This window comes from Streptomyces sp. NPDC060000 (assembly GCF_042737375.1).
GTDB lineage: Bacteria > Actinomycetota > Actinomycetes > Streptomycetales > Streptomycetaceae > Streptomyces.
Genome location: NZ_JBHWUU010000006.1, coordinates 79,706 through 100,108, shown reverse-complemented (window position 1 = coordinate 100,108; position 20,403 = coordinate 79,706). Strand labels below are relative to the sequence as shown.

Here is a 20,403-nt window from a genome sequence, read left to right as displayed (position 1 = left end):
CTCGGGGGTGCCGGGCCGTGGCCCCTCAGCGGCAGCCGCACCCGGCCAGCGCCGTGGCCGCTCGGTCCAACGCCGCCTGGGCCGCCGCCGGATCGGTCGTGTCGGCGGTCAGGAGCGCGAACGCGAGGAGGCGGCCGTCCTGGTCGACGACCGTGCCGGCGAGGGTGTTCACGCCGGTCAGGGTGCCGGTCTTGGCGCGTACGACGCCGGCCGCGCCCTCGGTGTAGCGGCTGGTGAGGGTGCCGGTGAAGCCGGCGACGGGGAGGCCGGTGAGAACAGGGCGCAGGTCGGGGCGGGTGGGGTCACCGGCCTTGACCAGAAGAGCGGTCAGGAGGTTCGCGGTGAGCCGGTCATCGCGGTCGAGACCGCTGCCGTCCTTGATCCGGGCACCGGTCATTGGCAGTCCGAGCTTCTTCAGCTGCGTCTGGACGGCCCTGCCGCCGCCGGCGAAGTCGGCCCGGACGCCGGTCGCGACGGCGGTCTGGCGGGCGAGGGCCTCCGCGATGTCGTTGTCGCTGTTGGTGAGCATCCGTTCGACCAGCACGGACAGCGGCGGCGAGGAGACCGTGGCGAGGGTCTTCGCGCGCGAGGTGGCCTTGGAGGGGCCGGGGGCCGAGGTCTTGATACCCGCGGTCTTCAGGAACCCCGCGAATGCGCGGGTCGCGTCGGCGGCCGGGTCGCTCACACGGGCGGCCGGGCCGCTGACGGAGTCGTCGGTGCGGCCCTCGTCGGCGGACAGGGCGGTGACGGGGGCGAGGTTGGGGTTGACCCCGATGGGGTGAACCTGGGTTCCGGCGTACAGCGTCGTGTCGTACGAGAGCGTCACCTGGGTGAGGCCGCGCTTCTTCAGGGCGGTGGCGGTCCGGCCGGCGAGGGTGCGCAGGTCGGCCCATCCCCCGGCGTCCGCGCGGGCCGTGAGGGTGGGGTCGCCGCCGCCGACGAGGACGAGTTCCGTGGTGTCGGATTCCAGCGCGGCGCGGGTGGTGAGGCGGTGCTCGCCGCCCATCGCGGAGAGCGCTGCGACCGCGGTGGCGATCTTCGTGGTGGACGCCGGCGTCAGCGCCTCGTCGGCTCCGGCGCCGTACAGCCGCTTGCCGGTGGCCACGTCGACGACCACGGCGGTCTGCCGGGCACCCAGCGCCGGATCGCCCAGAAGGGGGCCCAGGACGCCCGCGAGGCCCGTGCCGGTCGGGAGGGCGGCCGGGGCGGACTTCACGGTGCTGGTGGCGCCGCCGAGGCCCGCGAGGACGGACACGGCGCTCGGCGCGGGCCGCGGCGCTCCGACCGCCGTGTCGGACGCATCGGATGTGTCGGATGAATCGGACGAATCGTTCGTACGGCCGTGATCTGCGCCACCCGCCCGTTCCAGGGCGGCGGCCCGGTCCCGCTCCGCCGTACGCTGACCGGTGGAGTCCCAGGGGCCTGCGGCAGTCACCACACCGGCGGCCAGCGCCAGTCCGGCGGTCGCCGCACCCGCGGTGCACTGCCACGACCTGGCGTTCGGACCGGCCTTCGTGATCCGCTCGAGCTGCGGCTTCGCCGCCTGTGTGAGCCGTGCGACCTGCGGCTTCGCGGCCGCCGCCACCCGGGCGAGACGAGGCCGTACGATCCCTGCGGCCCGCGCCAGACGCGGTCGTACGGCATCCGTGGCCCGCACCACGTGGGGTCTCGCGGCCCGCCAAGGCCTCAGCTCTGGCACGAACACCAGCCCCTTTCGCGATCACACAGCAGCGTGAGGGACACTTAACCACCAGAACTATGTGTTGATCATGGAGGAGTCACCGGTGGAGTTCGACGTCACGATCGAGATCCCGAAGGGTTCGCGGAACAAGTACGAGGTGGACCACGAGACCGGTCGGATCCGCCTGGACCGTCGACTCTTCACCTCGACCGCCTACCCGACCGACTACGGCTTCGTCGAGAACACTCTCGGCGAGGACGGCGACCCGCTGGACGCGCTGGTCATCCTGGACGAGCCGACCTTCCCGGGCTGCCTCATCCGGTGCCGCGCGATCGGCATGTTCCGGATGACGGACGAGGCCGGCGGCGACGACAAGCTGCTGTGCGTCCCGTCGACCGACCCGCGCGTGGAGCACCTGCGGGACATCCACCACGTGTCGGAGTTCGACCGCCTGGAGATCCAGCACTTCTTCGAGGTCTACAAGGACCTGGAGCCCGGCAAGTCCGTCGAGGGCGCCGACTGGGTGGGCCGCACCGACGCCGAGGCCGAGATCGAGCGGTCCTACAAGCGCTTCAAGGACCAGGGCGGTCACTGAGGTCTTCGGCGCCTGACGCCGTCGTGAGGGCCGCACGCGTGCGCGTGCGGCCCTCACGCGCGTGTATGCGCATACTGAGACCTACGGAAGGTGTCGTTCAGGGAGCGTTGCTGAGTGTCGGAGGCGGAGTACCGCAAGCCGCAGTCGGACGAGGCGAGGAGTGTCTTCGACCCCGAGATCACGTCCGAGTTCGCGATCCCGGCGGGGCTGGCCGTCCCCAGAACCGGCGGTGAGCCGGAGACCACGTCGGAGTTCGCCGTCCCGGACGGGTTGGACGTGGGTCAGCCGGCCGCCGACGAGAGCGAGGGGTCGGCGTTCAGTCTGCCGAGCACGTACAGCGCCCGTCAGGCTCCGGTGGCCTTCACACCGGCCGACGGCGTGCCGGTGGTGAGTCTCATCAAGGACCTCCCCTGGCAGGACCGGATGCGCACGATGCTGCGGATGCCGGTGACCGAACGGCCCGCGCCGGAGCCGGGGCCGAAGGCGGAGGAGGGCGGTCCCGCCGTCCCGCGCGTGCTCGACCTGACGCTGCGTATCGGCGAGTTGCTGCTCGCGGGCGGGGAGGGCGCCGAGGACGTGGAGGCCGCGATGTTCGCGGTCTGCCGTTCCTACGGACTCGACCGCTGCGAGCCGAACGTCACCTTCACGCTGCTGTCGATCTCGTACCAGCCGTCCCTGGTGGAGGACCCGGTGACGGCGTCCCGGACGGTGCGCCGCCGGGGCACGGACTACACGCGCCTGGCGGCCGTCTTCCGGCTCGTGGACGACCTGAGCGACCCGGAGAGCCATCTCTCCCTGGAAGAGGCCTACCGACGGCTCGCGGAGATGCGCCGCAACCGGCACCCGTACCCGACCTGGGTGCTGACCTCGGCGAGCGGGCTGCTCGCGGGCGCGGCCTCGGTCCTGGTCGGCGGTGACCTGGTGGTATTCGTCGCGGCGGCGCTCGGCGCGATGCTCGGTGACCGGCTGGCGTGGCTCTGCGCGGGGCGCGGACTGCCGGAGTTCTACCAGTTCCTGGTCGCCGCGATGCCGCCGGCCGCGATAGGCATCACCCTGACGCTGGCGGACGTCGACGTGAAGGCGTCCGCGGTCATCACCGGTGGACTGTTCGCCCTGCTGCCCGGACGGGCGCTGGTGGCGGGCGTACAGGACGGTCTGACCGGTTTCTACATCACCGCGGCCGCGCGCCTGCTGGAGGTCATGTACTTCTTCGTGGGCATCGTGGCGGGGGTGCTGGTGATGCTCTACGTCGGTGTGCAGCTCGGCGCGCATCTCAACCCCGACGCGGCGCTGGGCATCACCAAGCGGCCGCTGTGGCAGATCGGCGCGTCGATGCTGCTGTCCCTGACGTTCGCCGTGCTGTTGCAGCAGGAACGATCCACCGTGGTCGCCGTGACGCTCAACGGCGGGGTCGCCTGGTCCGTGTACGGCGCGATGCACTACGCAGGGGAGATCTCGCCCGTCGCGTCCACGGCCGTCGCGGCGGGAGTGGTGGGGCTGTTCGGGCAGTTGCTGGCGCGGTACCGGTTCGCGTCCGCCCTGCCCTACACGACCGCCGCGATCGGGCCGCTGCTGCCTGGGTCGGCGACCTACTTCGGGCTGCTGGCCATCGCGCAGAACGAGGTGGACGCGGGGTTGGTGTCGATCACCAAGGCCGCGGCGCTGGCGCTGGCCATCGCCATCGGGGTGAACCTGGGCTCCGAGGTGTCCCGGCTGTTCCTGCGGATCGGCTCCATGGAGAAGCGGCGGGCCGCCAAGCGGACGCGCGGCTTCTGAGGGGCGCCTTCCGACGCCCCTCCGGGCGCGGTTCTAGTAGCCCTGGCTGTCGTAGGGGTACTGGCCGTTCTGCTGAGCGCCGTACGGCTGCTGCTGCGGCTGCGGCTGCTGCCACTCCTGGGGGTACTGCTGCTGCGGGTACGGCTGCCGGCCGTAGTAGTCGTTCTGGTGGTTCTGGTCCTGACCTTGACCCTGGTTCTGGTTCTGGCTCTGGTCCTGGCCGCCGTACTGGTACTGCTGGTCGTGCTGGTCGATCCGGCGGAGCTGGGTCGTCGCGTCGTCCATGACCGGCTGCTGCTGGTACTGCTGCTCGTGGGGCTGGTACTGCTGCTCGTGGGGCTGGGGCTGGTGCTGGTGGGGCTGGTGTTGCGCGGGGGCCTGCGGCGGGGTCTTCTTGGCCTTCGAGCGGGCCCGCAGGAACTCGATGGCGATCGGGACCACGGAGATCAGCACGATCAGGATGAGGATCGCTTCGATGTTCTTCTTGACGAAGTCGATGTTGCCCAGCCAGGAGCCGAGCAGGGTGACGCCCGCGCCCCACAGGACGCCGCCGATGACGTTGAAGACCAGGAAGGAGCGGTAGCGCATGCCGCTGACGCCGGCGATGATCGGCGTGAAGGTGCGCACGATGGGCACGAAGCGGGCCAGCACCAGGGACTTCGGGCCGTACTTCTCGAAGAACTCGTGCGCCTTGGTGACGTTCTCCTGCTTGAAGAGCCGGGAGTCCGGTCGGTTGAAGAGCGACGGCCCCACCTTCTTGCCGAACATGTAGCCCGCCTGGTCGCCCAGGATCGCGGCCAGGCAGATCAGCGCGATCGCGCCCCACAGCGGGAAGTCCAGCTGGTTCGACGTGATCAGCAGACCGGCCGTGAACAGCAGGGAGTCACCGGGCAGGAAGAACCCGATCAGCAGGCCGGACTCCGCGAAGACGATGAGCAACAGGCCCCAGAGGCCGAAGTTGTCGAGCAGGGTATTGGGGTCCAGCCAGCTCGGTCCGAGGGCGATCGTCGTCACGGTTCCGGGCTCCTGAGGGGTGGGGGAAGGAACGGCGTCCATGGTGCAGCCGCACAAAGCTATCAACGGAATGTGTCCGTCCCAGGTTCCACGGAGGCCTCCGGGATGCACTGTGCGCCCTCTGGGACGAAGCTGTGAGCCATGGGTATCGAAGACTACGGCGGCGGGCAGGGCCCCGAGCCGGACGTACTGGTCGTCACCACCAACGACGTGCCCGGGTTCCGGGTGGAGCAGGTCATCGGCGAGGTCTTCGGGCTGACCGTGCGCTCACGGCATCTGGGCAGCCAGATCGGCGCGGGCCTCAAGTCGATGATCGGCGGTGAGCTCAAGGGGCTGACGAAGACCCTCGTCGAGACCCGCAACCAGGCGATGGAACGGCTCGTCGAGCAGGCACGCGTGCGTGGAGCCAACGGCGTGCTGATGTTCCGCTTCGATGTGACGGAGGCCGCGGACCTGGGCACCGAGGTGTGTGCGTACGGCACCGCGGTGGTCCTGGTCCGCGAATAGCCCCGAGTGGCCCCTACGCCGTCCGCCGCGCCGCGTTCGCCGTGATCGCCTCCCTGAGGTGCTCGGCGAGGCCCGGGTGCATCGCGTCGTAGAACGCCTTGAAGCGCTCGTCCGAGACGTACATCTCCCCCAGGCAGCGGTGCGTCTCGTACGGGCAGTCGTAGAACCACCTGCTGATGTGCTGCCGGTGTTCCTCGGCCATGTCCATGGCCGCCTCGCCGGCCGGCGGCTCGGCGGCGACCATGAGCGCCTCGTAGCGCGCTCCCCAGTCGGAGACCTCGTCCTGCATGCGCTTCCAGTCGTCCTTGGTGTAGCGGGCGGCGCGGCGCTGCGACTCCGCGTAGGCCTCGGTGCCGCCCCAGCGCTGCTCCGCCTCTTCGGCGTACTGCTCCGGATCCTTGTCGCCGAAGACCTCGAACCGCTCCTCGGGTGTGAGGTTGATGCCCATCTCGCGTGCCTCCATCGCGTGTTCCACGGCCGCGGCCATCTTCTCCAGCTGCGCGATCCGGGCGGTCAGCAGTTCGTGCTGCCGGCGCAGGTGCGCGCGCGGGTCGGCCGCCGGATCGTCGAGCAGGGCCGCGACGTCCTCGAGCGGGAAGCCGAGCTCCCGGTAGAACAGGATCTGCTGCAGCCGGTCGAGGTCGGCGTCGTCGTAGCGCCGGTGCCCCGCGTGGCTGCGCCCGCCGGGGACGAGCAGGCCGATGTCGTCGTAGTGGTGCAGCGTGCGCACCGTGACACCGGCGAATGCGGCGACCTGTCCTACGGAGTAGCTCACTTCGTCCGCTCCCTTCTGGTTACGCGCTCCACCGTGCGTCCTGACGTCACGTGAGGTGCAAGGACGATTCCGCCCCGGCAGTCTCCCGTCCGGATGTCATGTCCGTTTTGCCCGCTTATCGTGAGCCCGTGGCCCACGACACCGCGCGGCAGGCGCCCAACGCTCCGGCGACACCGGCACGCGCTCTGCTGCCGGTGATCCTGCCCGCCCTCGCCGTCGGCGTGCTGGCGAGCCTGCTGCTCCTGCTGGTGGAGGGGGCGGCCGAGCAGTTGGAGGACGTGCTGTGGCAGGACCTGCCGGACGCGCTGGACGTGGGCCGTTACTCGGTGCTCTGGATGCTCGTCGTGCTCACCTCGACCGGGGTGCTGGTGGGGCTCGTGGTGTGGAAGGTGCCGGGGCACGCCGGCCCCGATCCGGCGACGATGGGGCTGGACGCGCGCGTGCTGCCGCCGGGGGTTCTCCCCGGGCTGCTGGCGGCGACGGCGCTGATGCTGGCGGGCGGCCCGAGCCTGGGTCCGGAGAACCCGATCATCGCCGTGAACGTGGGGCTGGCCGTATGGCTGGGCCGCCGGGTCCTGCCACGGGCGCCGGGCACTCTGTGGGTGGTGCTCGCGGAGGCGGCGACCATCGGCGCGCTGTTCGGTACACCGGTGGCGGCGGCGCTGCTGATCTCCGAGGCGCTGGCGGGACGGCAGACCGAGGGCCCGCTGTGGGACAACGTCTTCGCGCCGCTGGTCGCCGCCTCGGCCGGCTCGATGACGACCACCCTGGTGGCGCATCCGACCTTCGACCTGGACCTGCCCGAGCTCGGGCCGCCCGGGTGGGGGGATCTGCTGGCGGCGCTCGTGGTCGCCTCGGTGGGCGCGCTGCTCGCCATGTGCGCCGTCCGCGCCTTCCCGTACGTCCACGGCGCGTTCGCGCGGCTGCGGCACCCGATGCTGGCGCTGCCGCTCGGTGGAGTCGTGCTGGGCCTGCTGGGGGCCCTGGGTGGTCATCTGACGCTCTTCAAGGGCCTGGACGAGGTCGGGGAGCTGGCGGCCGATCCCGAGGGCTGGTCGGCCGGCGAGTTCGCCACCATGACGGTGGTGAAACTGACCGCGCTGCTCGTCGCCGCGTCCTGCGGCTTCCGGGGCGGCCGGATCTTCCCGGCCGTGTTCGTGGGCTCCGCCCTCGGTCTCACCGCCCATGCGCTCGTGCCGGGCGTCCATCCGTCGGTGGGCGTGGCCGCCGGGGTGCTGGGCGTTCTGCTGGCCATCACCCGGCAGGGCTGGGTGAGTCTGTTCGTCGCCGCCGTCCTGGTCGCCTCGGCCTCGGTCATCGCCCTGCTCTGCATCGCCTCGCTGCCGGCCTGGCTGCTGGTGACGGGGCGGCCGCAGATGCAGCTGCGCGAGGACGGAACTCCGGTCCGCTGACACCCGTTCGATCCTTCAGGAGGCACTTCCATGGCGTTGCACAAAGGTCCCGAAAAGCCCGACGAGCGTCCACTGTCCGTGAACCCCTTCTTCGGCGAGGCCGATCCGGTCGGCGGCATGCTGGAGGCGCCGCCCAAACACCGTCTGCCGGACGGCCCGACTCCGCCGATGGCGGCGTACCAGCTGGTGCACGACGAGCTGATGCTGGACGGCAATTCACGTCTGAACCTGGCCACGTTCGTCACCACCTGGATGGAGCCGCAGGCCGGGGTCCTGATGGCGGAGTGCCGGGACAAGAACATGATCGACAAGGACGAGTACCCCCGCACCGCCGAGCTGGAGCGGCGCTGCGTGGCGATGCTCGCCGACCTGTGGAACGCGCCCGACCCGTCGGCGGCCGTGGGCTGTTCGACGACCGGGTCGAGCGAGGCGTGCATGCTCGCCGGGATGGCGATGAAACGGCGGTGGGCGCGGCGCAACGCCGACCGCTACCCCGGCGCCCGGCCGAACCTGGTGATGGGCGTCAACGTCCAGGTCTGCTGGGACAAGTTCTGCAACTTCTGGGAGGTGGAGGCCCGTCTGGTCCCCATGGAGGGGGAGCGCTTCCACCTCGACCCGCAGGCCGCGGCCGAGCTGTGCGACGAGAACACCATCGGGGTCGTCGGCATCCTCGGCTCCACCTTCGACGGGTCCTACGAGCCGATCGCGGAGCTGTGCGCGGCCCTCGACGCCCTTCAGGAGCGGACCGGCCTCGACATCCCCGTGCACGTCGACGGCGCGTCCGGCGCGATGATCGCCCCCTTCCTCGACGAGGACCTGGTGTGGGACTTCCGCCTCGCGCGCGTGACGTCGATCAACACCTCGGGGCACAAGTACGGGCTGGTGTACCCGGGCGTCGGCTGGGCGCTGTGGCGCGACAAGGAGGCCCTGCCGGAGGAGCTCGTCTTCCGGGTGAACTACCTGGGCGGCGACATGCCGACCTTCGCCCTCAACTTCTCCCGGCCGGGCGCCCAGGTCGTCGCGCAGTACTACACCCTGCTGCGGCTGGGCCGCGCGGGCTACCGGGCGGTGCAGCAGACCACACGGGACGTGGCCCGGAGCATCGCCGACCGCGTGGAGGCGCTCGGCGACTTCCGGCTCCTCACCCGGGGCGACGAGCTGCCGGTGTTCGCCTTCACGACGGCGCCGGAGGTGGACTCGTACGACGTCTTCGACATCTCACGGCGGCTGCGCGAGAGCGGCTGGCTGGTGCCCGCGTACACCTTCCCGCCCAACCGGGAGGACCTGTCGGTCCTGCGGGTCGTGTGCAGAAACGGCTTCTCGGAGGACCTCGCCGACCTGTTCCTGGAGGACCTGTCCCGGCTCCTGCCCGAACTCCGCCGGCAGTCGGGTCCGCGGACCCGGGACAAGAGCGCGGCGACCGGGTTCCACCACTGACCGTCGGCTCAGTGACTCATGCGGGTGAACTTCCGTACTGCCAGCGGGAAGAAGACCGCCAGCAGGGCCACGGGCCGGGCGACGGCCGCCCACAGGTGGGCGGGTCCGCGCCGGGGCCGCCGAACAGCTCGCGCACGGCCGTCGCCGTCCGGGACATCGGGTTCCACTCGACGGCCGTGCCCGGCCACCCCGCATGGACTCGGGGGTGGCGAGGGAGTCGGCCGCCCGACGCCCTGAGGGGTGTCACTTCGGCGTCACCGGCGGACATGCGCCCGGGCATCCGACGGGCGGGCGGCTCAGAACGGGAAGCCGCTGCGGCCGTGCTGGACCGAGATCCACTTCGTGGTGGTGAAGGCCTCCAGGGTCGTCTCGCCGTTGAGGCGGCCGACTCCGGAGCTCTTCTCGCCGCCGAAGGGGACGATCGGCTCGTCGTGGACGGTGGCGTCGTTGACGTGGAACATGCCGGTGACGATCTGCTTGGCGAAGGCGACGCCCCGCTCGATGTCGGCGGTGTGGACCGCGCCGCTCAGGCCGTACGGCGTGTCGTTGACCAGGCGGACGGCCTCCTCCTCGCCGTCGAAGGTGTTGATGAAGACGACCGGACCGAAGACCTCCTGCTGGAGCAGGGCGGAGTCGGTGCGCAGGTCGGCCAGCACGGAGGGCTCGACGAGGTTGTCGGTGGTCGTGCCATGCAGGAGGGCGTTCGCGCCTTCCGCGATGGCCTGCTCGACGACGCTCGAAACGGCCTCCGCCTGCGAGGAATTGATCACCGGGCCGATGACGGTCTGCGGGTCGCGCGGGTCCCCGGCCTTGAGGGTCTTCACCTTGGCGACGAACTTCTCGGTGAACTCGTCCACGAGCGAGCGGTCGACCAGAATCCGGTTGGCGGCCATGCAGACCTGGCCCTGGTGCACGAAGCGGCTGAAGACGGCCGCGTCGACCGCGTAGTCGACGTCGGCGTCGTCGAGGACCACGAACGCGCTGTTGCCGCCGAGTTCGATGATCGACCGCTTGAAGTGCGAGGCGGCGACGGTGGCGACATGGCGGCCGACCTTGTCGGAGCCGGTGAAGGAGATGACCCGCGGGATCGGGTGCTCCAGGAAGGCGTCGCCGATCTCGGCGATGTCGGTCACGACGACGTTCAGCAGGCCCGGGGGCAGACCGGCGTCCTCGAAGAGCTTGGCGATCACGGTGCCGCCGGCGATCGGGGTGTTCTGGTGCGGCTTGAGCACCACACCGTTGCCGAGGGCCAGGGCAGGGGCGACGGACTTCAACGACAGCAGGAAGGGCACGTTGAAGGGGCTGATCACGCCCACGACACCGACCGGCTCCCGGTAGACGCGGTTCTCCTTGCCGTCGATCGGCGAGGGAAGGATGCGGCCCTCGGGGCGCAGCGAGAGGTGGATCGACTCGCGCAGGAACTCCTTGGCGAGGTGCAGCTCGAAGGCGGCCTTGCCGAAGGTGCCGCCGGCCTCGGCGACGAGGATCTCGCTGATCTCCGCCTCGCGCTCCTCGACCAGCCGCAGCACCTTCTCGAAGACCGAGCGGCGGGCGTAGGCGTTGGTCGCGGCCCACTGCTTCTGGACGCGGGCGGCGGCACGGTAGGCGTCGTCGACCTCTTCGACCGTGGCTATGGTGATCGAGGCCAGCTTCTCGCCGTCGTACGGGTTGAAGTCGATGATGTCCCAGGACCCCGTCCCCGGACGCCACTTACCGTCGATGTACTGCTGAGCCAGGTCCGTGAAGTAGGACGACATGTGATCCCTCAATCCCCTGCTGCGATCGGCTGCGATCGATCGGCATCACGATCTGATCACACGTCATCGTACGGGTGTTTCAAGGGAGTTGGGGAAGTTACCTGAGGTGCCGTAGGGGAATCCCTAGGACAGCTGGATCAGTCCGCGCAGGAGGTCCCGGCTCTCGTCCGGCCCGGGGCTGTCCTGCTGGAGCTCCTTCAGCGCCTGCTCGTACTGGGTGACGTCCTCACGCTTGTCGAGGTAGAGGGCGCTGGTGAGCTGTTCCAGGTAGACGACATCCTGGAGATCGGACTCCGGGAAGCTCAGGATGGTGAAGGCGCCGGACTCACCGGAGTGCCCGCCGAAGCTGAACGGCATGACCTGGAGCCGCACGTTGGGGCGCTCGGAGATCTCGATCAGATGCTGGAGCTGCCCGCGCATCACCTCGCGGTCGCCGTACGGCCGACGCAGGGCCGCCTCGTCGAGGACGATGTGGAAGTCGGGGGCGTTCTCGGCGACGAGGTACTTCTGCCGCTCCAGTCGCAGCGCCACCCGCCGGTCGATGTCGGCCGCGTTCGCACCCTTCATGCCCCGACTGACGACCGCGTGGGCGTACGCCTCGGTCTGGAGCAGGCCGTGCACGAACTGGACCTCGTACGCCCGGATCAGCGCGGCCGCGCCCTCCAGGCCGACATAGGTGGGGAACCAGTTGGGCAGGACGTCCGAGTAACTGTGCCACCAGCCGGCCACGTTGGCCTCTCGGGCGAGTCCGACGAGCGCCTGGCGCTCGGTGTCGTCCGAGATGCCGTACAGCGTCAGCAGGTCCTCCACGTCCCGGGTCTTGAAGCTCACCCGGCCCAGCTCCATCCGGCTGATCTTCGACTCCGACGCCCTGATCGAGTACCCCGCCGCCTCGCGCGTGATGCCACGTGACTCACGCAGTCGCCGTAGTTGCGAGCCGAGCAGCATCCGCCGCACCACCGATCCGGGCTCTCCCGCGCTCACGTTCGCCAGCCTCCCCAGCCGTCCTAGGGGCCGCAGTCTGCCACTAAAACACTTCGAGCAGTACTCGTCCGATTACAGAGATGGAAAGAATCCAAAGGATACGTACAGCGCGATGCGAGGGGCCAGTGAAAGGAATGCAAGGGAAGCGCCCTTGATGGGCGGGAAGTTGGCGGAAAAAATGGCCAAGAAGCGGTACGGGCGGGTCCATTTCGGTCACGTGCACGTGCATCTGCCCTTGCATCCGCAGTGCGCATCGGAAACCATGGTCTCGCGCCACCGCTGCATCGCAACGACCGCGAATCCCGGGAGTGCCTCGCATGGGGACGAATGGATCGACCATGCTCGAGCCGTTACGGCAGGGCCTTCCGCCGCTTGATCCCGCGGCCGTGTCCAACGCCGCCTCGTGCGCTCTGCCCGCCCGCTTCGAAGCGGTGCGCGAGGCACGGCAGTTCACCAGGAGAACCCTCGGCCAGTGGGACGTCGGCGACCGTTTCGACGACATCTGTCTGGTCGTCTCGGAGCTGGTGACCAACGCGCTCAGACACGGGCTGTCGTCCGACGACGTCCCGCACGTCCCGGATCAGCAGCATCCGCCCGTGCGTCTGCACCTGATGCGCTGGACCGAGCGGCTCGTGTGCGCGGTGCGCGACCCCAGTCGCGAGAGTCCGCTGCCGCGCGAGAGTGAGGACTTCTCGGCGGAGTCGGGCCGCGGCCTGTTCCTCGTCGACTCCTTCGCCGACAGCTGGGGCTGGCATCCGCTCTCCGGCAGCCTGGGCGGCAAGGTCGTCTGGACGCTCTTCCGGCTGCACACGCCCGCCGAATGACGAACCGCGGCGTGTTCTGACGCCGCGGTTCTACGCGCGTTGCAAAGTGTTTTCCAGCGATAATTCCGACATTATGATGATGTCGTGCCTGCCTGGGGTCCAGGCCTGGCACTCCGGCCTGGAGTGGAGGCTTCCGGGGACGTCCGGGGAGGTCCAGAGACGTCCGGGGACGTACGGGGACTTCCGGGGAGATCCAGGGACGTCAGCTCGCGATCAGGTGGTCGAACTCGCCGTCCTTGATGCCGAGCAGCATCGCCTCGATCTCCGCGCGGGTGTAGACGAGCGCCGGACCGTCCGGGAAGCGCGAGTTGCGTACGGCCACGTCACCGCCCGGCAGCCGTGCGAACTCGACGCACGAGCCCTGCGAGTTGCTGTGCCGGCTCTTCTGCCAGGCAACCCCGTACAGCTGTGTGGCCGTCATGCCGTTGTGCACGTCGTGCCCCCCGTCAACGTGGTGGTCCACAGGTCGCTCCCTGGTGGTGCACTGGCTCGTGTGGCCATTGGTGCCGTGGTCAACTGTCCCGGATCATAACCCCGTTCATATGCACTCGCATGAGCAGATGCACGTGCACGCGGGGTGCCTGCGTGGTTACAGCTTTGACGTCCGCTTTACCCGGTGACCTGCCCCCGCACGTCCGGCTCACCGGTCGACGTGAGGCGCACAGGGAAGTCGTCCGGACCGAACTACCGGTGCATTAGGAACAGACGCGTGGCGCGGCCTTCCTGTTCCGTCGACTTCCGATCGGATCGACGGCAGGGGGGTGGCTCGCGCCGGTCACGCCGTCCCGGGAGGCGCGGTTCCGCCGGATGCGCGTCATCCGCTCGGCGCGGCAGGGGGTGCCTCCGGATGTGACTGCGCACGGTGTACGCGGGCGGCAATGGGAGGCGGGCGGCGCGGCGGCCGGCCCGCCCCCGGCGTCCCACCCGCTACCGGAAACCGCCGGTACCTGTCCGTCCGGCCACGACCCGACCTGCCCGGCGCCCCCGGCCGGGCACGAGTTCCTCCTCGGCGCCGACGACCGGCCGCGACATACAGCCACCCCCGCGCAGGATGGTGAGGTCGCTTGCGGGGGTGGGCCGAGGCGGCTCGGCGTATGAGGAGCGGGTGGGCCTGTTGGCGGGCCTGTGATGGGTTTTGGTGGCCAGGTGGAGTAGACGGAGGAGGTGGATTCGCCAGTACGGATGGAGGGTTGGCCGTACGAAGGTGGTGGGGGCGTGCGATACGGCCGACGCCGCTTGGGGGCGGGGTGCGGGTGGACGGACAGACGCGTACAGGACAGATACGGGCGGGGCTGGAATTGCGTCGCCCGGGACACTGTTCTGGCGTGCCTGCCCTGCCTGCCCTCCTGGCTTGCCCGGGCCGCTTGCCTCTGCCTGGCTTGCCCTGGGCCGGCTGCCCCGCCTGCTGTCCTGCCCCGGGGCCGGCTTGCTCTGGTGGGTCAGTGGGGGTTGGGGGTGGGCGCGAGGAGGGCCATTTCGCGGGCGTTCCTGATTGCCCGGGCCAGTAGGGGTGGCGGCTCAGCACCCGGCCATCGCCTTCGGCTCGACGGAGTCCCACAGCTCGACGATCGCGAGCTCGACGATCGCAAGACGCGTCGTGCCGTCGTCGGCGGGGCGGCGCAGCTCGGGTACGAGATCCTCGCGCAGGGCGCAGCAGGCGCAGTCGTCGGGATGCCGGTGGCGTCGCTGATGGTCCGTACGCCCGTGCCCGCCACCGCCGTCGCGAGGTCATGGTGGAGGACGATGGAGGACGATGCTGCCCGGGATGTCGGCGAGCAGGTGCGCGACCGTCCTCCGGCGGACGTCGACGTGCAGCCCGCCGACGATCACGACCGACAGGCTCACTCCCCGCCCCGCTTCCCGTAGCGGCGCTGGAAGCGCTCGACCCGGCCGGCCGTGTCCAGGACCCGGGCGGTGCCGGTGCAGAAGGGGTGGCTGACGTCGGAGGTCTCGACGTCGACGACGGGGTGTCACCGTTTCCCGGTGGCCGGTCCACGTGCCTTCGGCGGGCGCGGTCCACGTGCCTCCCGCGGGCGCGGTCCACGGGCCTTCGGCGGATCACAGGTCGTCCCCAGGGTTCTGCCGAGGCTTGCTGGTAGCTTGCTGCGGTCCTTACCGTGCTCATGGCCTCACGGTCCGTCCAGGCGACCGGGCCGGCCGGCTACAGCTTGGGAGCTTGCAGTGACTTCGGCGAACTTCTCGCGGGGCGCGTCCCGTCGGCCGGTGCGGGCCACGGCCACCGCCGTGGCGGCCGCTCTGGCGGGCGTGCTCATGCTGACCGCGTGCAGTGACGACGGAGGGTCCGACAACGGCTCCTCCGCGACACCGACGGCGACGACGACGGCAGACACAGGGGGCGCGAGCGGAGCGACGGACTCCTCGTCCTCCGTCTCCGCCTCCAGTGAACTGGAGGGCAGTTGGCTCGCCACGACGGACGGCAAGGCCGTGGCCCTGATCATCACCGGGAAGCAGGCCGCCCTCTTCGTGACCGGCGGGGCCGTGTGCAGCGGGACCGCCGGCAAGGAGGCGGGCATGCAGATGATCCACCTCAAGTGCACCAGCGGGAAGGGCGACCGGACGACCGGCATGGTCGGGTCCGTCGACGCCAAGTCTCTCGAGGTCACCTGGTCGGGTGCGGTCGGCAAGGAGGCGTTCACCAAGGCGGAGGACGGCCAGTGGCCGTCGGGACTGCCGACGCCCGGCCTCGGGTAGCCGACACCCGACCTCGGACAACCGACGCCCGGCCGTTGGTAGCCGCTGCCCCGTCTCCGGTAGCGAAGGGGTCACGAGGGCGGGGGCGCGCGACAGTTGCCCGCGCGCGTGCGTGATGATCCTTCGAGCACCGTCACGAAACCCGAGGGATCACTCATGCGCGCCGTTCCCATCACCGTCGCCGCTCTCGCCGCGGCCCTGCTCCTCACCGCCTGCGGCGGTGGGGACGACAGCGGCTCCGACAGCGGCGAGAGCAAGGGCGCCGGCACCACCGGCTCCACCGCCCCCGCGGGCACCGCCTGCGCCGCCGCCGACCTCGGTCAGGAAGTCGCCGCCGATGCCGCGCCCTCCGCCGGTGACAGCGGCAACGTCACCGTCACGCTCACCAACAAGGGCGCGGAGTGCACCCTGAAGGGCTTCCCCACCGTCGAACTCACCGCCGACGGCACCTCCGCGACGGTGGGCCAGGACGAGGCCGCCGAGGCGCAGGCGCTCACCCTCCCCGCGCAGGGCACCACCACCTTCACGATCACCTACGTGCGGGGCGAGGAAGGCGGCGACAAGAGCCTCGCCGTCAAGACGGTGAAGTACGGTCTGCCGGGCGCCTCGGCCGACCAGAGCTTCCCCTGGTCGTACGGCGATGTCAGCCTCAAGAGCGAGAAGGTGCCGGACGCGACGGTGAGCGCCTTCCAGCAGGCGGGCGACTGATCCACCGAACGCTCGCATCCACAGCGGATCTGCCGAGTACTGAGCCCGACTGCCTGCCGGGCGCTGACCCACGTCGGGTCTGCCGGGCGCTGACCCACGTCGGGGTGTGCGGCAACCCGGGCATCGCCGCAGCCGGGGGCATTACGGCGGCCGAGTGCATCACGGCAGCCGGGGTCGGGACCGCATCCGGGCCCGGTCCGCCGCCTCGGCGCCCTCGGTCCAGCCCGCCTCGTCGGTGACTCCGCGCAGGCGGGTCGAGACCGTCTCCGGGAACATCCGGTCCGTCGCGGCGGTGACCGCGACCGCACGGGAGGCGAGAACCGGCAGCAGGGCGTCGGTCACCTGGGTCTCGGCGGCGGCCGTGATCTCGCCGAGCCGGGTGCCGATGCGATGGGCGTAGGCGGCCAGGAAGGACTGCCGGAAGGTCTTGGTCCGCCTCCGGCCGCCGGCCCGTTGGGCCGCCTCGGCCTTCGCCATCGCGGACTGTGCCTGCACCAGCAGCGAGGTGTAGAGCAGCTCCACCGCCTCCAGGTCGGCCTCGAAGCCGACGACCGTGGAGAAGGCGAAAGGTTCGTTCCACACCGCTCGGCAGTGGTTGGCCCCGGCGACCGCGTCCAGCAGTATCGCCTTGGCCTGCTCGTACGGCGGCTCGACGCCGATCCGGCAGGCGCCGGGCGCGTCCGGGGCCGGCGCCCGGGCGTCGAGCAGCGCCTCGTCGACGCTGTGCCGGGCCATCAGCTCCTGGGCCTTCGCGCTCAGGGCCTCCGCCTCCTGCGGAAACCCGGTCGCCTCGGCCTTGGCGAGCAGCGCGCGGATGCGGGTGAGCATGCGGGAGTGGCCGCCCGGGCGGGCCTGCCGGTGCGACTCCTCCTCCTGGAGGGGTTCGAGGGCGGGCAGCCGCAGCAGCAGGCGGTAGAGCTCAAGCACCGTGGTGGCGTGCGAGAAACGGTCGGTGGCGGGCGGAGCCAGAGTGTCGCCGGACAGCTCCGCCAGCTGGGCCGCCCAGCGCCGGCCGCGCGCCCGGTCGTCGCGCGCCTGCGCACCGATCAGTGCCGTCACGAGGCCCACATGGACGTCGTCCAGCTCGCGCCGTACGAACCGCACGAGGTCGGCGGGCTGCCAGCCGCGCCGCCAGGCCGCCGCCACGAACTCCGCGCCCCGCCGCGCCAGTTCGGCGTCCGCGGAGGAGTCGGCGGCGAGGAGCGACGCGCCGGTGTCGAGGGCGGAGTCGGCGGAGTCGTAGAGCGCGGCCCGGAAGGCGCGTTCGACGGTGCCGGAAGGGCCGCCGCCAGGGGTCTCGTCGTCGGTGCTGCTGTGGTCGGTGCTGCTCACCGGTCGATCGTGTCACGGCGTACGGCCGCACAGCCCAGGGGAGTGACAACCTCAGGTTGACACCTCGCCACTGTCAACCTAACGTTGACACATGACGACTCCTCGATCCGGCACCACCGCGTCCGTCCGTCTCGACGACCTCATCGACGCCATCAAGAAGGTCCACAACGAGCCGCTCGCCCAGCTCCAGGACGCCGTCATCGCCGCCGACCACCTGGGCGACGTGGCGGACCACCTCATCGGTCACTTCGTCGACCAGGCCCGCCGCTCCGGCGCCTCCTGGACCGACATCGGCCGGAGCATGGGCGTCACCCGGCAGGCCGCCCAGAAGCGGTTCGTCCCGAAGGAATCGGCCGACCTCGACCCGAGTCAGGGCTTCGCCCGCTACACCCCCCGCGCGCGGAGCGTGGTCATGGCCGCCCACAGCGCGTCCAAGACCGCCGGCAACGCCGAGGGGCTGCCCGCGCACCTCGTCCTCGGCCTGCTCGCCGAGCCGGAGGCCCTCGCCGCCAGGGCGATCGCCGAGCAGGGCGTCTCCCTGGACGCGGTCCACGAGGCCGCGACCGCCGTGCTCCCGCCCGCCGTCGAGGACGCGCCCGAACTGGTCCCCTACGGCCCGGACGCGAAGAAGGTCCTGGAGCTCACCTTCCGTGAGGCGCTCCGCCTCGGCCACAACTACATCGGCACCGAGCACATCCTGCTGGCGCTGCTGGAGTTCGAGAACGGCGAGGGCGTCCTCAGCGGCCTCGGGATCGACAAGCCCGGCACCGAGCGGTACGTCGCGAAGATCCTGGCCGCGATCTCCGCGCAGTTGGGGCAGGAGCAGGGGCAGGAACAGGAGTAAAGGCAGGGGCAGGAGTAGGAGCAGCGGCAGGGGCAGGGGCAGGAGTAGGAGTAGCGGCAGGGGCAGGAGCAGGAGCAGCGGGACGACGGCTGAGGACCGTTGTCCGAGCTGCTGCCCGGGGCCGATGCGGGGCTGCTGCCCCGGCCGCCGCTGGGACCGTTGCCGTCGCCGAAGCCACTGCCATGACCGCCACTGGGGCCGGTGCCCGGGCCGCTGCCGTCGCGGAAGCCGCTGCCCGGGCCGTTGTCAGACCCTCCTGCCACACTCGCAGCATGGCCGATCGATGGGCACTCGCTCCGGCCGAGGACGGTGGCGTGGAACTCGCCCCCCTCGGTCCCGGCGGGCTGCCCGCAGGCCCGTTGCGGCGGGAGGCGGACCTGGCGCGGGCCGTGCGCGAGCGGCCCGACGTCACCCGCTGGGTCTGGCGTTCCACGGCCGAGGTGTATCCGCGACTGCTCGCCACGGGGGTGCGAGTGGAGCGGTGCTACGACGTCGAGGACGCCGAGACCCTCCTCCTGGGCCACGAGGGGCGGTCCGGCGAACCCCGCTCGGCGGCCGCCGCCCTGGCCCGGCTGCACGGCGGCCCCGTACCGCCGGACCCACCGCAGCGAGCCGCCGTGCCCGGCGCGCAGTCCTCGCTGTTCGAGGCACAGGAGACCGCCGTCCGGCTGCCGCTCGAAGGCCTCCTCGCCGTCTACGCCGAGCAGCAGCGGCGGCACGAGCGGGCCGAACACCCGGCGCGGATGCGGTTGCTGACGGCGGCCGAGTCGGCGGGCATGCTGGTGGCCGCCGAGATGAACCGGGCCGGGCTGCCGTGGAGCGCGGACGTGCACCGCGCGGTCCTGCACGACCTGCTGGGCGAGCGGTACGCGGGCGGGGGCGAGCCCAGGCGGCTGGCCGAGCTGGCCGACGAGGTGTCGGCCGCGTTCGGGCGGCGGGTCCGCCCCGACCTGCCCGCCGACGTGGTCAAGGCCTTCGCGCAGGCCGGCATCCGGATCAAGTCGACCCGGCGCTGGGAGATCGAGACCCTGGACCACCCTGCCGTGAAGCCGCTGATCGAGTACAAGAAGCTGTACCGGATCTGGGTGGCTCACGGGTGGTCCTGGCTGCAGGACTGGGTACGGGACGGCCGGTTCCGGCCGGAGTTCCTCGCGCACGGCACGGTCACCGGGCGCTGGGTGACCAACGGCGGGGGCGCCCTTCAGATCCCCAAGGTCATCCGGCGGGCCGTGGTCGCCGACCCGGGCTGGCGGCTCGTCGTCGCGGACGCCGACCAGATGGAGCCGCGCGTGCTGGCGGCGATCTCCCGCGACCCCGGTCTGATGGAGGTCGCCGGCCGGGAGACCGACCTCTACCAGTCGGTCTCCGACCGCGCCTTCTCCGGCGACCGTGCCCAGGCGAAGCTCGCCGTCCTCGGCGCGGTCTACGGCCAGACCTCCGGTGACGGACTGAAGAACCTCGCCGCGCTCCGTCGTCGTTTCCCGCGCGCGGTGGCGTACGTCGACGACGCGGCCCGCGCCGGTGAGGAGGGCCGTCTCGTGCGGACCTGGCTCGGCCGGACCTGCCCGCCGGCGACCGGGACGGGGGACGAGGGCACGGAGGAGGCCGGCATCCCCGTCGACTCCGGCGGCGCCGACGACTCCGGTGGCTCTCGCGGCTCCGGTGGCCCCGGCGGCGCTCGCGGTCCTGGCGGAGAGGTCGAGAACTCCGACGACCGGCAATGGGTGCCGGGGTACGCCTCGACCAACGCACGCGCGCGTGGCCGGTTCGCCCGCAACTTCGTCGTCCAGGGCAGCGCCGCCGACTGGGCGCTGCTGCTGCTCGCCGGGCTACGGCGCACCTGTGCGGGGATGGCGGCCGAGCTGGTCTTCTTCCAGCACGACGAGGTGATCGTGCACTGTCCCGAGGAGGAGGCCGAGACGGTCGTCGCCGCGATCCGGGAGGCGTCCGACCTGGCCGGGCGGCTGACGTTCGGGGAGACGCCGGTGCGGTTCCCGTTCACGACGGCGGTGGTGGAGTGCTATGCCGACGCCAAGTGAGCGGGG

General features: G+C 71.1%; 17 protein-coding genes and 3 pseudogenes. 10 read left to right on the top strand and 10 right to left on the bottom strand.

What is annotated here, in order from left to right:
* Positions 1–25: 25 nt before the first annotated feature.
* Positions 26–1,705 (bottom strand): D-alanyl-D-alanine carboxypeptidase/D-alanyl-D-alanine-endopeptidase, encoded by a 1,680-nt coding sequence (gene dacB, locus ACFWBB_RS05605; protein WP_385267330.1) that lies wholly within the window; start codon positions 1,703–1,705, stop codon positions 26–28.
* A gap of 79 nt (positions 1,706–1,784) precedes the next feature.
* Here dacB and ACFWBB_RS05600 point away from each other — a divergent pair, with 79 nt between their 5' ends.
* Both ACFWBB_RS05600 and ACFWBB_RS05595 read left to right on the top strand, forming a co-directional pair.
* Positions 1,785–2,276, top strand: a complete 492-nt coding sequence (locus ACFWBB_RS05600; protein ID WP_007452023.1) for an inorganic diphosphatase — start codon at positions 1,785–1,787, stop codon at positions 2,274–2,276.
* Between the two features lie 114 nt (positions 2,277–2,390).
* Complete coding sequence (locus ACFWBB_RS05595) at positions 2,391–4,052, top strand: threonine/serine exporter ThrE family protein (protein WP_385267327.1); 1,662 nt, start codon at positions 2,391–2,393, stop codon at positions 4,050–4,052.
* A 33-nt stretch (positions 4,053–4,085) separates the two neighbouring features.
* Here the strand turns inward: ACFWBB_RS05595 and ACFWBB_RS05590 are convergent, their stop codons facing one another.
* On the bottom strand, positions 4,086–5,066 hold the full coding sequence (locus ACFWBB_RS05590; RefSeq protein ID WP_385267324.1) for a DedA family protein: 981 nt from the start codon (positions 5,064–5,066) through the stop codon (positions 4,086–4,088).
* 141 nt (positions 5,067–5,207) lie between these two features.
* Between ACFWBB_RS05590 and ACFWBB_RS05585 the strand changes: the two genes are divergently transcribed.
* A complete protein-coding gene (locus ACFWBB_RS05585; protein WP_385267322.1) occupies positions 5,208–5,573 on the top strand; it encodes a YbjQ family protein in 366 nt (121 codons plus the stop codon).
* 13 nt (positions 5,574–5,586) lie between these two features.
* On the opposite strand, the gene ACFWBB_RS05580 is transcribed toward ACFWBB_RS05585, so the two are convergent.
* Entirely contained in the window at positions 5,587–6,348 is a 762-nt protein-coding gene (locus ACFWBB_RS05580) for a MerR family transcriptional regulator (protein ID WP_385267319.1), read from the bottom strand.
* A 128-nt stretch (positions 6,349–6,476) separates the two neighbouring features.
* On the opposite strand from ACFWBB_RS05580, the gene ACFWBB_RS05575 reads away from it, so the two are divergent.
* The gene (locus ACFWBB_RS05575) at positions 6,477–7,760 is read left to right on the top strand and encodes an ion channel protein (RefSeq protein ID WP_385267316.1); all 1,284 of its coding nucleotides are present in this window, start codon (positions 6,477–6,479) and stop codon (positions 7,758–7,760) included.
* Between the two features lie 30 nt (positions 7,761–7,790).
* Positions 7,791–9,197, top strand: a complete 1,407-nt coding sequence (locus tag ACFWBB_RS05570; RefSeq protein WP_385267313.1) for a glutamate decarboxylase — start codon at positions 7,791–7,793, stop codon at positions 9,195–9,197.
* An 8-nt stretch (positions 9,198–9,205) separates the two neighbouring features.
* Here the strand turns inward: ACFWBB_RS05570 and ACFWBB_RS05565 are convergent.
* The 3 genes and pseudogenes from ACFWBB_RS05565 to ACFWBB_RS05555 form a co-directional block, all read right to left on the bottom strand.
* Positions 9,206–9,407, bottom strand: a pseudogene (locus tag ACFWBB_RS05565) (ABC transporter permease); the annotation flags it as partial.
* A gap of 86 nt (positions 9,408–9,493) precedes the next feature.
* Positions 9,494–10,954 (bottom strand): aldehyde dehydrogenase family protein, encoded by a 1,461-nt coding sequence (locus ACFWBB_RS05560; RefSeq protein ID WP_385267311.1) that lies wholly within the window; start codon positions 10,952–10,954, stop codon positions 9,494–9,496.
* Between the two features lie 123 nt (positions 10,955–11,077).
* Positions 11,078–11,902 carry a helix-turn-helix transcriptional regulator gene (locus ACFWBB_RS05555; RefSeq protein ID WP_356248180.1) on the bottom strand — a complete coding sequence of 275 codons (825 nt, stop codon included), beginning with the start codon at positions 11,900–11,902 and terminating at the stop codon, positions 11,078–11,080.
* A gap of 374 nt (positions 11,903–12,276) precedes the next feature.
* Between ACFWBB_RS05555 and ACFWBB_RS05550 the strand changes: the two genes are divergently transcribed.
* Positions 12,277–12,762, top strand: coding sequence for an ATP-binding protein (locus tag ACFWBB_RS05550; RefSeq protein WP_385267309.1), 486 nt, complete (start codon positions 12,277–12,279; stop codon positions 12,760–12,762).
* Positions 12,763–12,964: 202 nt separating this feature from the next.
* Here the strand turns inward: ACFWBB_RS05550 and ACFWBB_RS05545 are convergent, their stop codons facing one another.
* The 3 genes and pseudogenes from ACFWBB_RS05545 to rpmE all read right to left on the bottom strand — a co-directional run.
* Complete coding sequence (locus tag ACFWBB_RS05545) at positions 12,965–13,183, bottom strand: DUF397 domain-containing protein (RefSeq protein WP_052183895.1); 219 nt, start codon at positions 13,181–13,183, stop codon at positions 12,965–12,967.
* Between the two features lie 1,106 nt (positions 13,184–14,289).
* Positions 14,290–14,607 (bottom strand): annotated as a pseudogene (locus ACFWBB_RS05540) (cobalamin biosynthesis protein CobW); the annotation flags it as partial.
* Positions 14,604–14,732: pseudogene (rpmE, locus tag ACFWBB_RS05535) on the bottom strand (50S ribosomal protein L31); the annotation flags it as partial. The pseudogenes ACFWBB_RS05540 and rpmE, both read right to left, overlap by 4 nt.
* A 211-nt stretch (positions 14,733–14,943) precedes the next feature.
* Here rpmE and ACFWBB_RS05530 point away from each other — a divergent pair.
* Positions 14,944–15,474 (top strand): hypothetical protein, encoded by a 531-nt coding sequence (locus tag ACFWBB_RS05530; RefSeq protein WP_385267306.1) that lies wholly within the window; start codon positions 14,944–14,946, stop codon positions 15,472–15,474.
* A gap of 156 nt (positions 15,475–15,630) precedes the next feature.
* A complete protein-coding gene (locus ACFWBB_RS05525) occupies positions 15,631–16,182 on the top strand; it encodes a DUF4232 domain-containing protein (protein ID WP_385267303.1) in 552 nt (183 codons plus the stop codon).
* Between the two features lie 159 nt (positions 16,183–16,341).
* Here ACFWBB_RS05525 and ACFWBB_RS05520 read toward each other — a convergent pair whose 3' ends face one another.
* Entirely contained in the window at positions 16,342–17,514 is a 1,173-nt protein-coding gene (locus ACFWBB_RS05520; RefSeq protein WP_385267300.1) for a DUF2786 domain-containing protein, read from the bottom strand.
* Positions 17,515–17,605: 91 nt separating this feature from the next.
* Between ACFWBB_RS05520 and ACFWBB_RS05515 the strand changes: the two genes are divergently transcribed.
* Positions 17,606–18,358, top strand: a complete 753-nt coding sequence (locus tag ACFWBB_RS05515; protein WP_385267298.1) for a Clp protease N-terminal domain-containing protein — start codon at positions 17,606–17,608, stop codon at positions 18,356–18,358.
* 272 nt (positions 18,359–18,630) lie between these two features.
* The gene (locus ACFWBB_RS05510) at positions 18,631–20,397 is read left to right on the top strand and encodes a bifunctional 3'-5' exonuclease/DNA polymerase (RefSeq protein WP_385267295.1); all 1,767 of its coding nucleotides are present in this window, start codon (positions 18,631–18,633) and stop codon (positions 20,395–20,397) included.
* The last annotated feature ends 6 nt before the right edge of the window (positions 20,398–20,403 follow it).

Excerpts from the sequence above, each read along its gene's own strand:
- ACFWBB_RS05545 (WP_052183895.1), bottom strand. The coding sequence starts at position 13,183 with ATGACGGCCACACAGCTGTACGGGGTTGCCTGGCAGAAGAGCCGGCAC.
- ACFWBB_RS05550 (WP_385267309.1), top strand. The coding sequence starts at position 12,277 with ATGCTCGAGCCGTTACGGCAGGGCCTTCCGCCGCTTGATCCCGCGGCC.
- ACFWBB_RS05585 (WP_385267322.1), top strand. The coding sequence starts at position 5,208 with ATGGGTATCGAAGACTACGGCGGCGGGCAGGGCCCCGAGCCGGACGTA.
- ACFWBB_RS05510 (WP_385267295.1), top strand. The coding sequence starts at position 18,631 with ATGGCCGATCGATGGGCACTCGCTCCGGCCGAGGACGGTGGCGTGGAA.
- ACFWBB_RS05515 (WP_385267298.1), top strand. The coding sequence starts at position 17,606 with ATGACGACTCCTCGATCCGGCACCACCGCGTCCGTCCGTCTCGACGAC.
- ACFWBB_RS05525 (WP_385267303.1), top strand. The coding sequence starts at position 15,631 with ATGCGCGCCGTTCCCATCACCGTCGCCGCTCTCGCCGCGGCCCTGCTC.
- ACFWBB_RS05560 (WP_385267311.1), bottom strand. The coding sequence starts at position 10,954 with ATGTCGTCCTACTTCACGGACCTGGCTCAGCAGTACATCGACGGTAAG.
- ACFWBB_RS05570 (WP_385267313.1), top strand. The coding sequence starts at position 7,791 with ATGGCGTTGCACAAAGGTCCCGAAAAGCCCGACGAGCGTCCACTGTCC.
- ACFWBB_RS05555 (WP_356248180.1), bottom strand. The coding sequence starts at position 11,902 with ATGCTGCTCGGCTCGCAACTACGGCGACTGCGTGAGTCACGTGGCATC.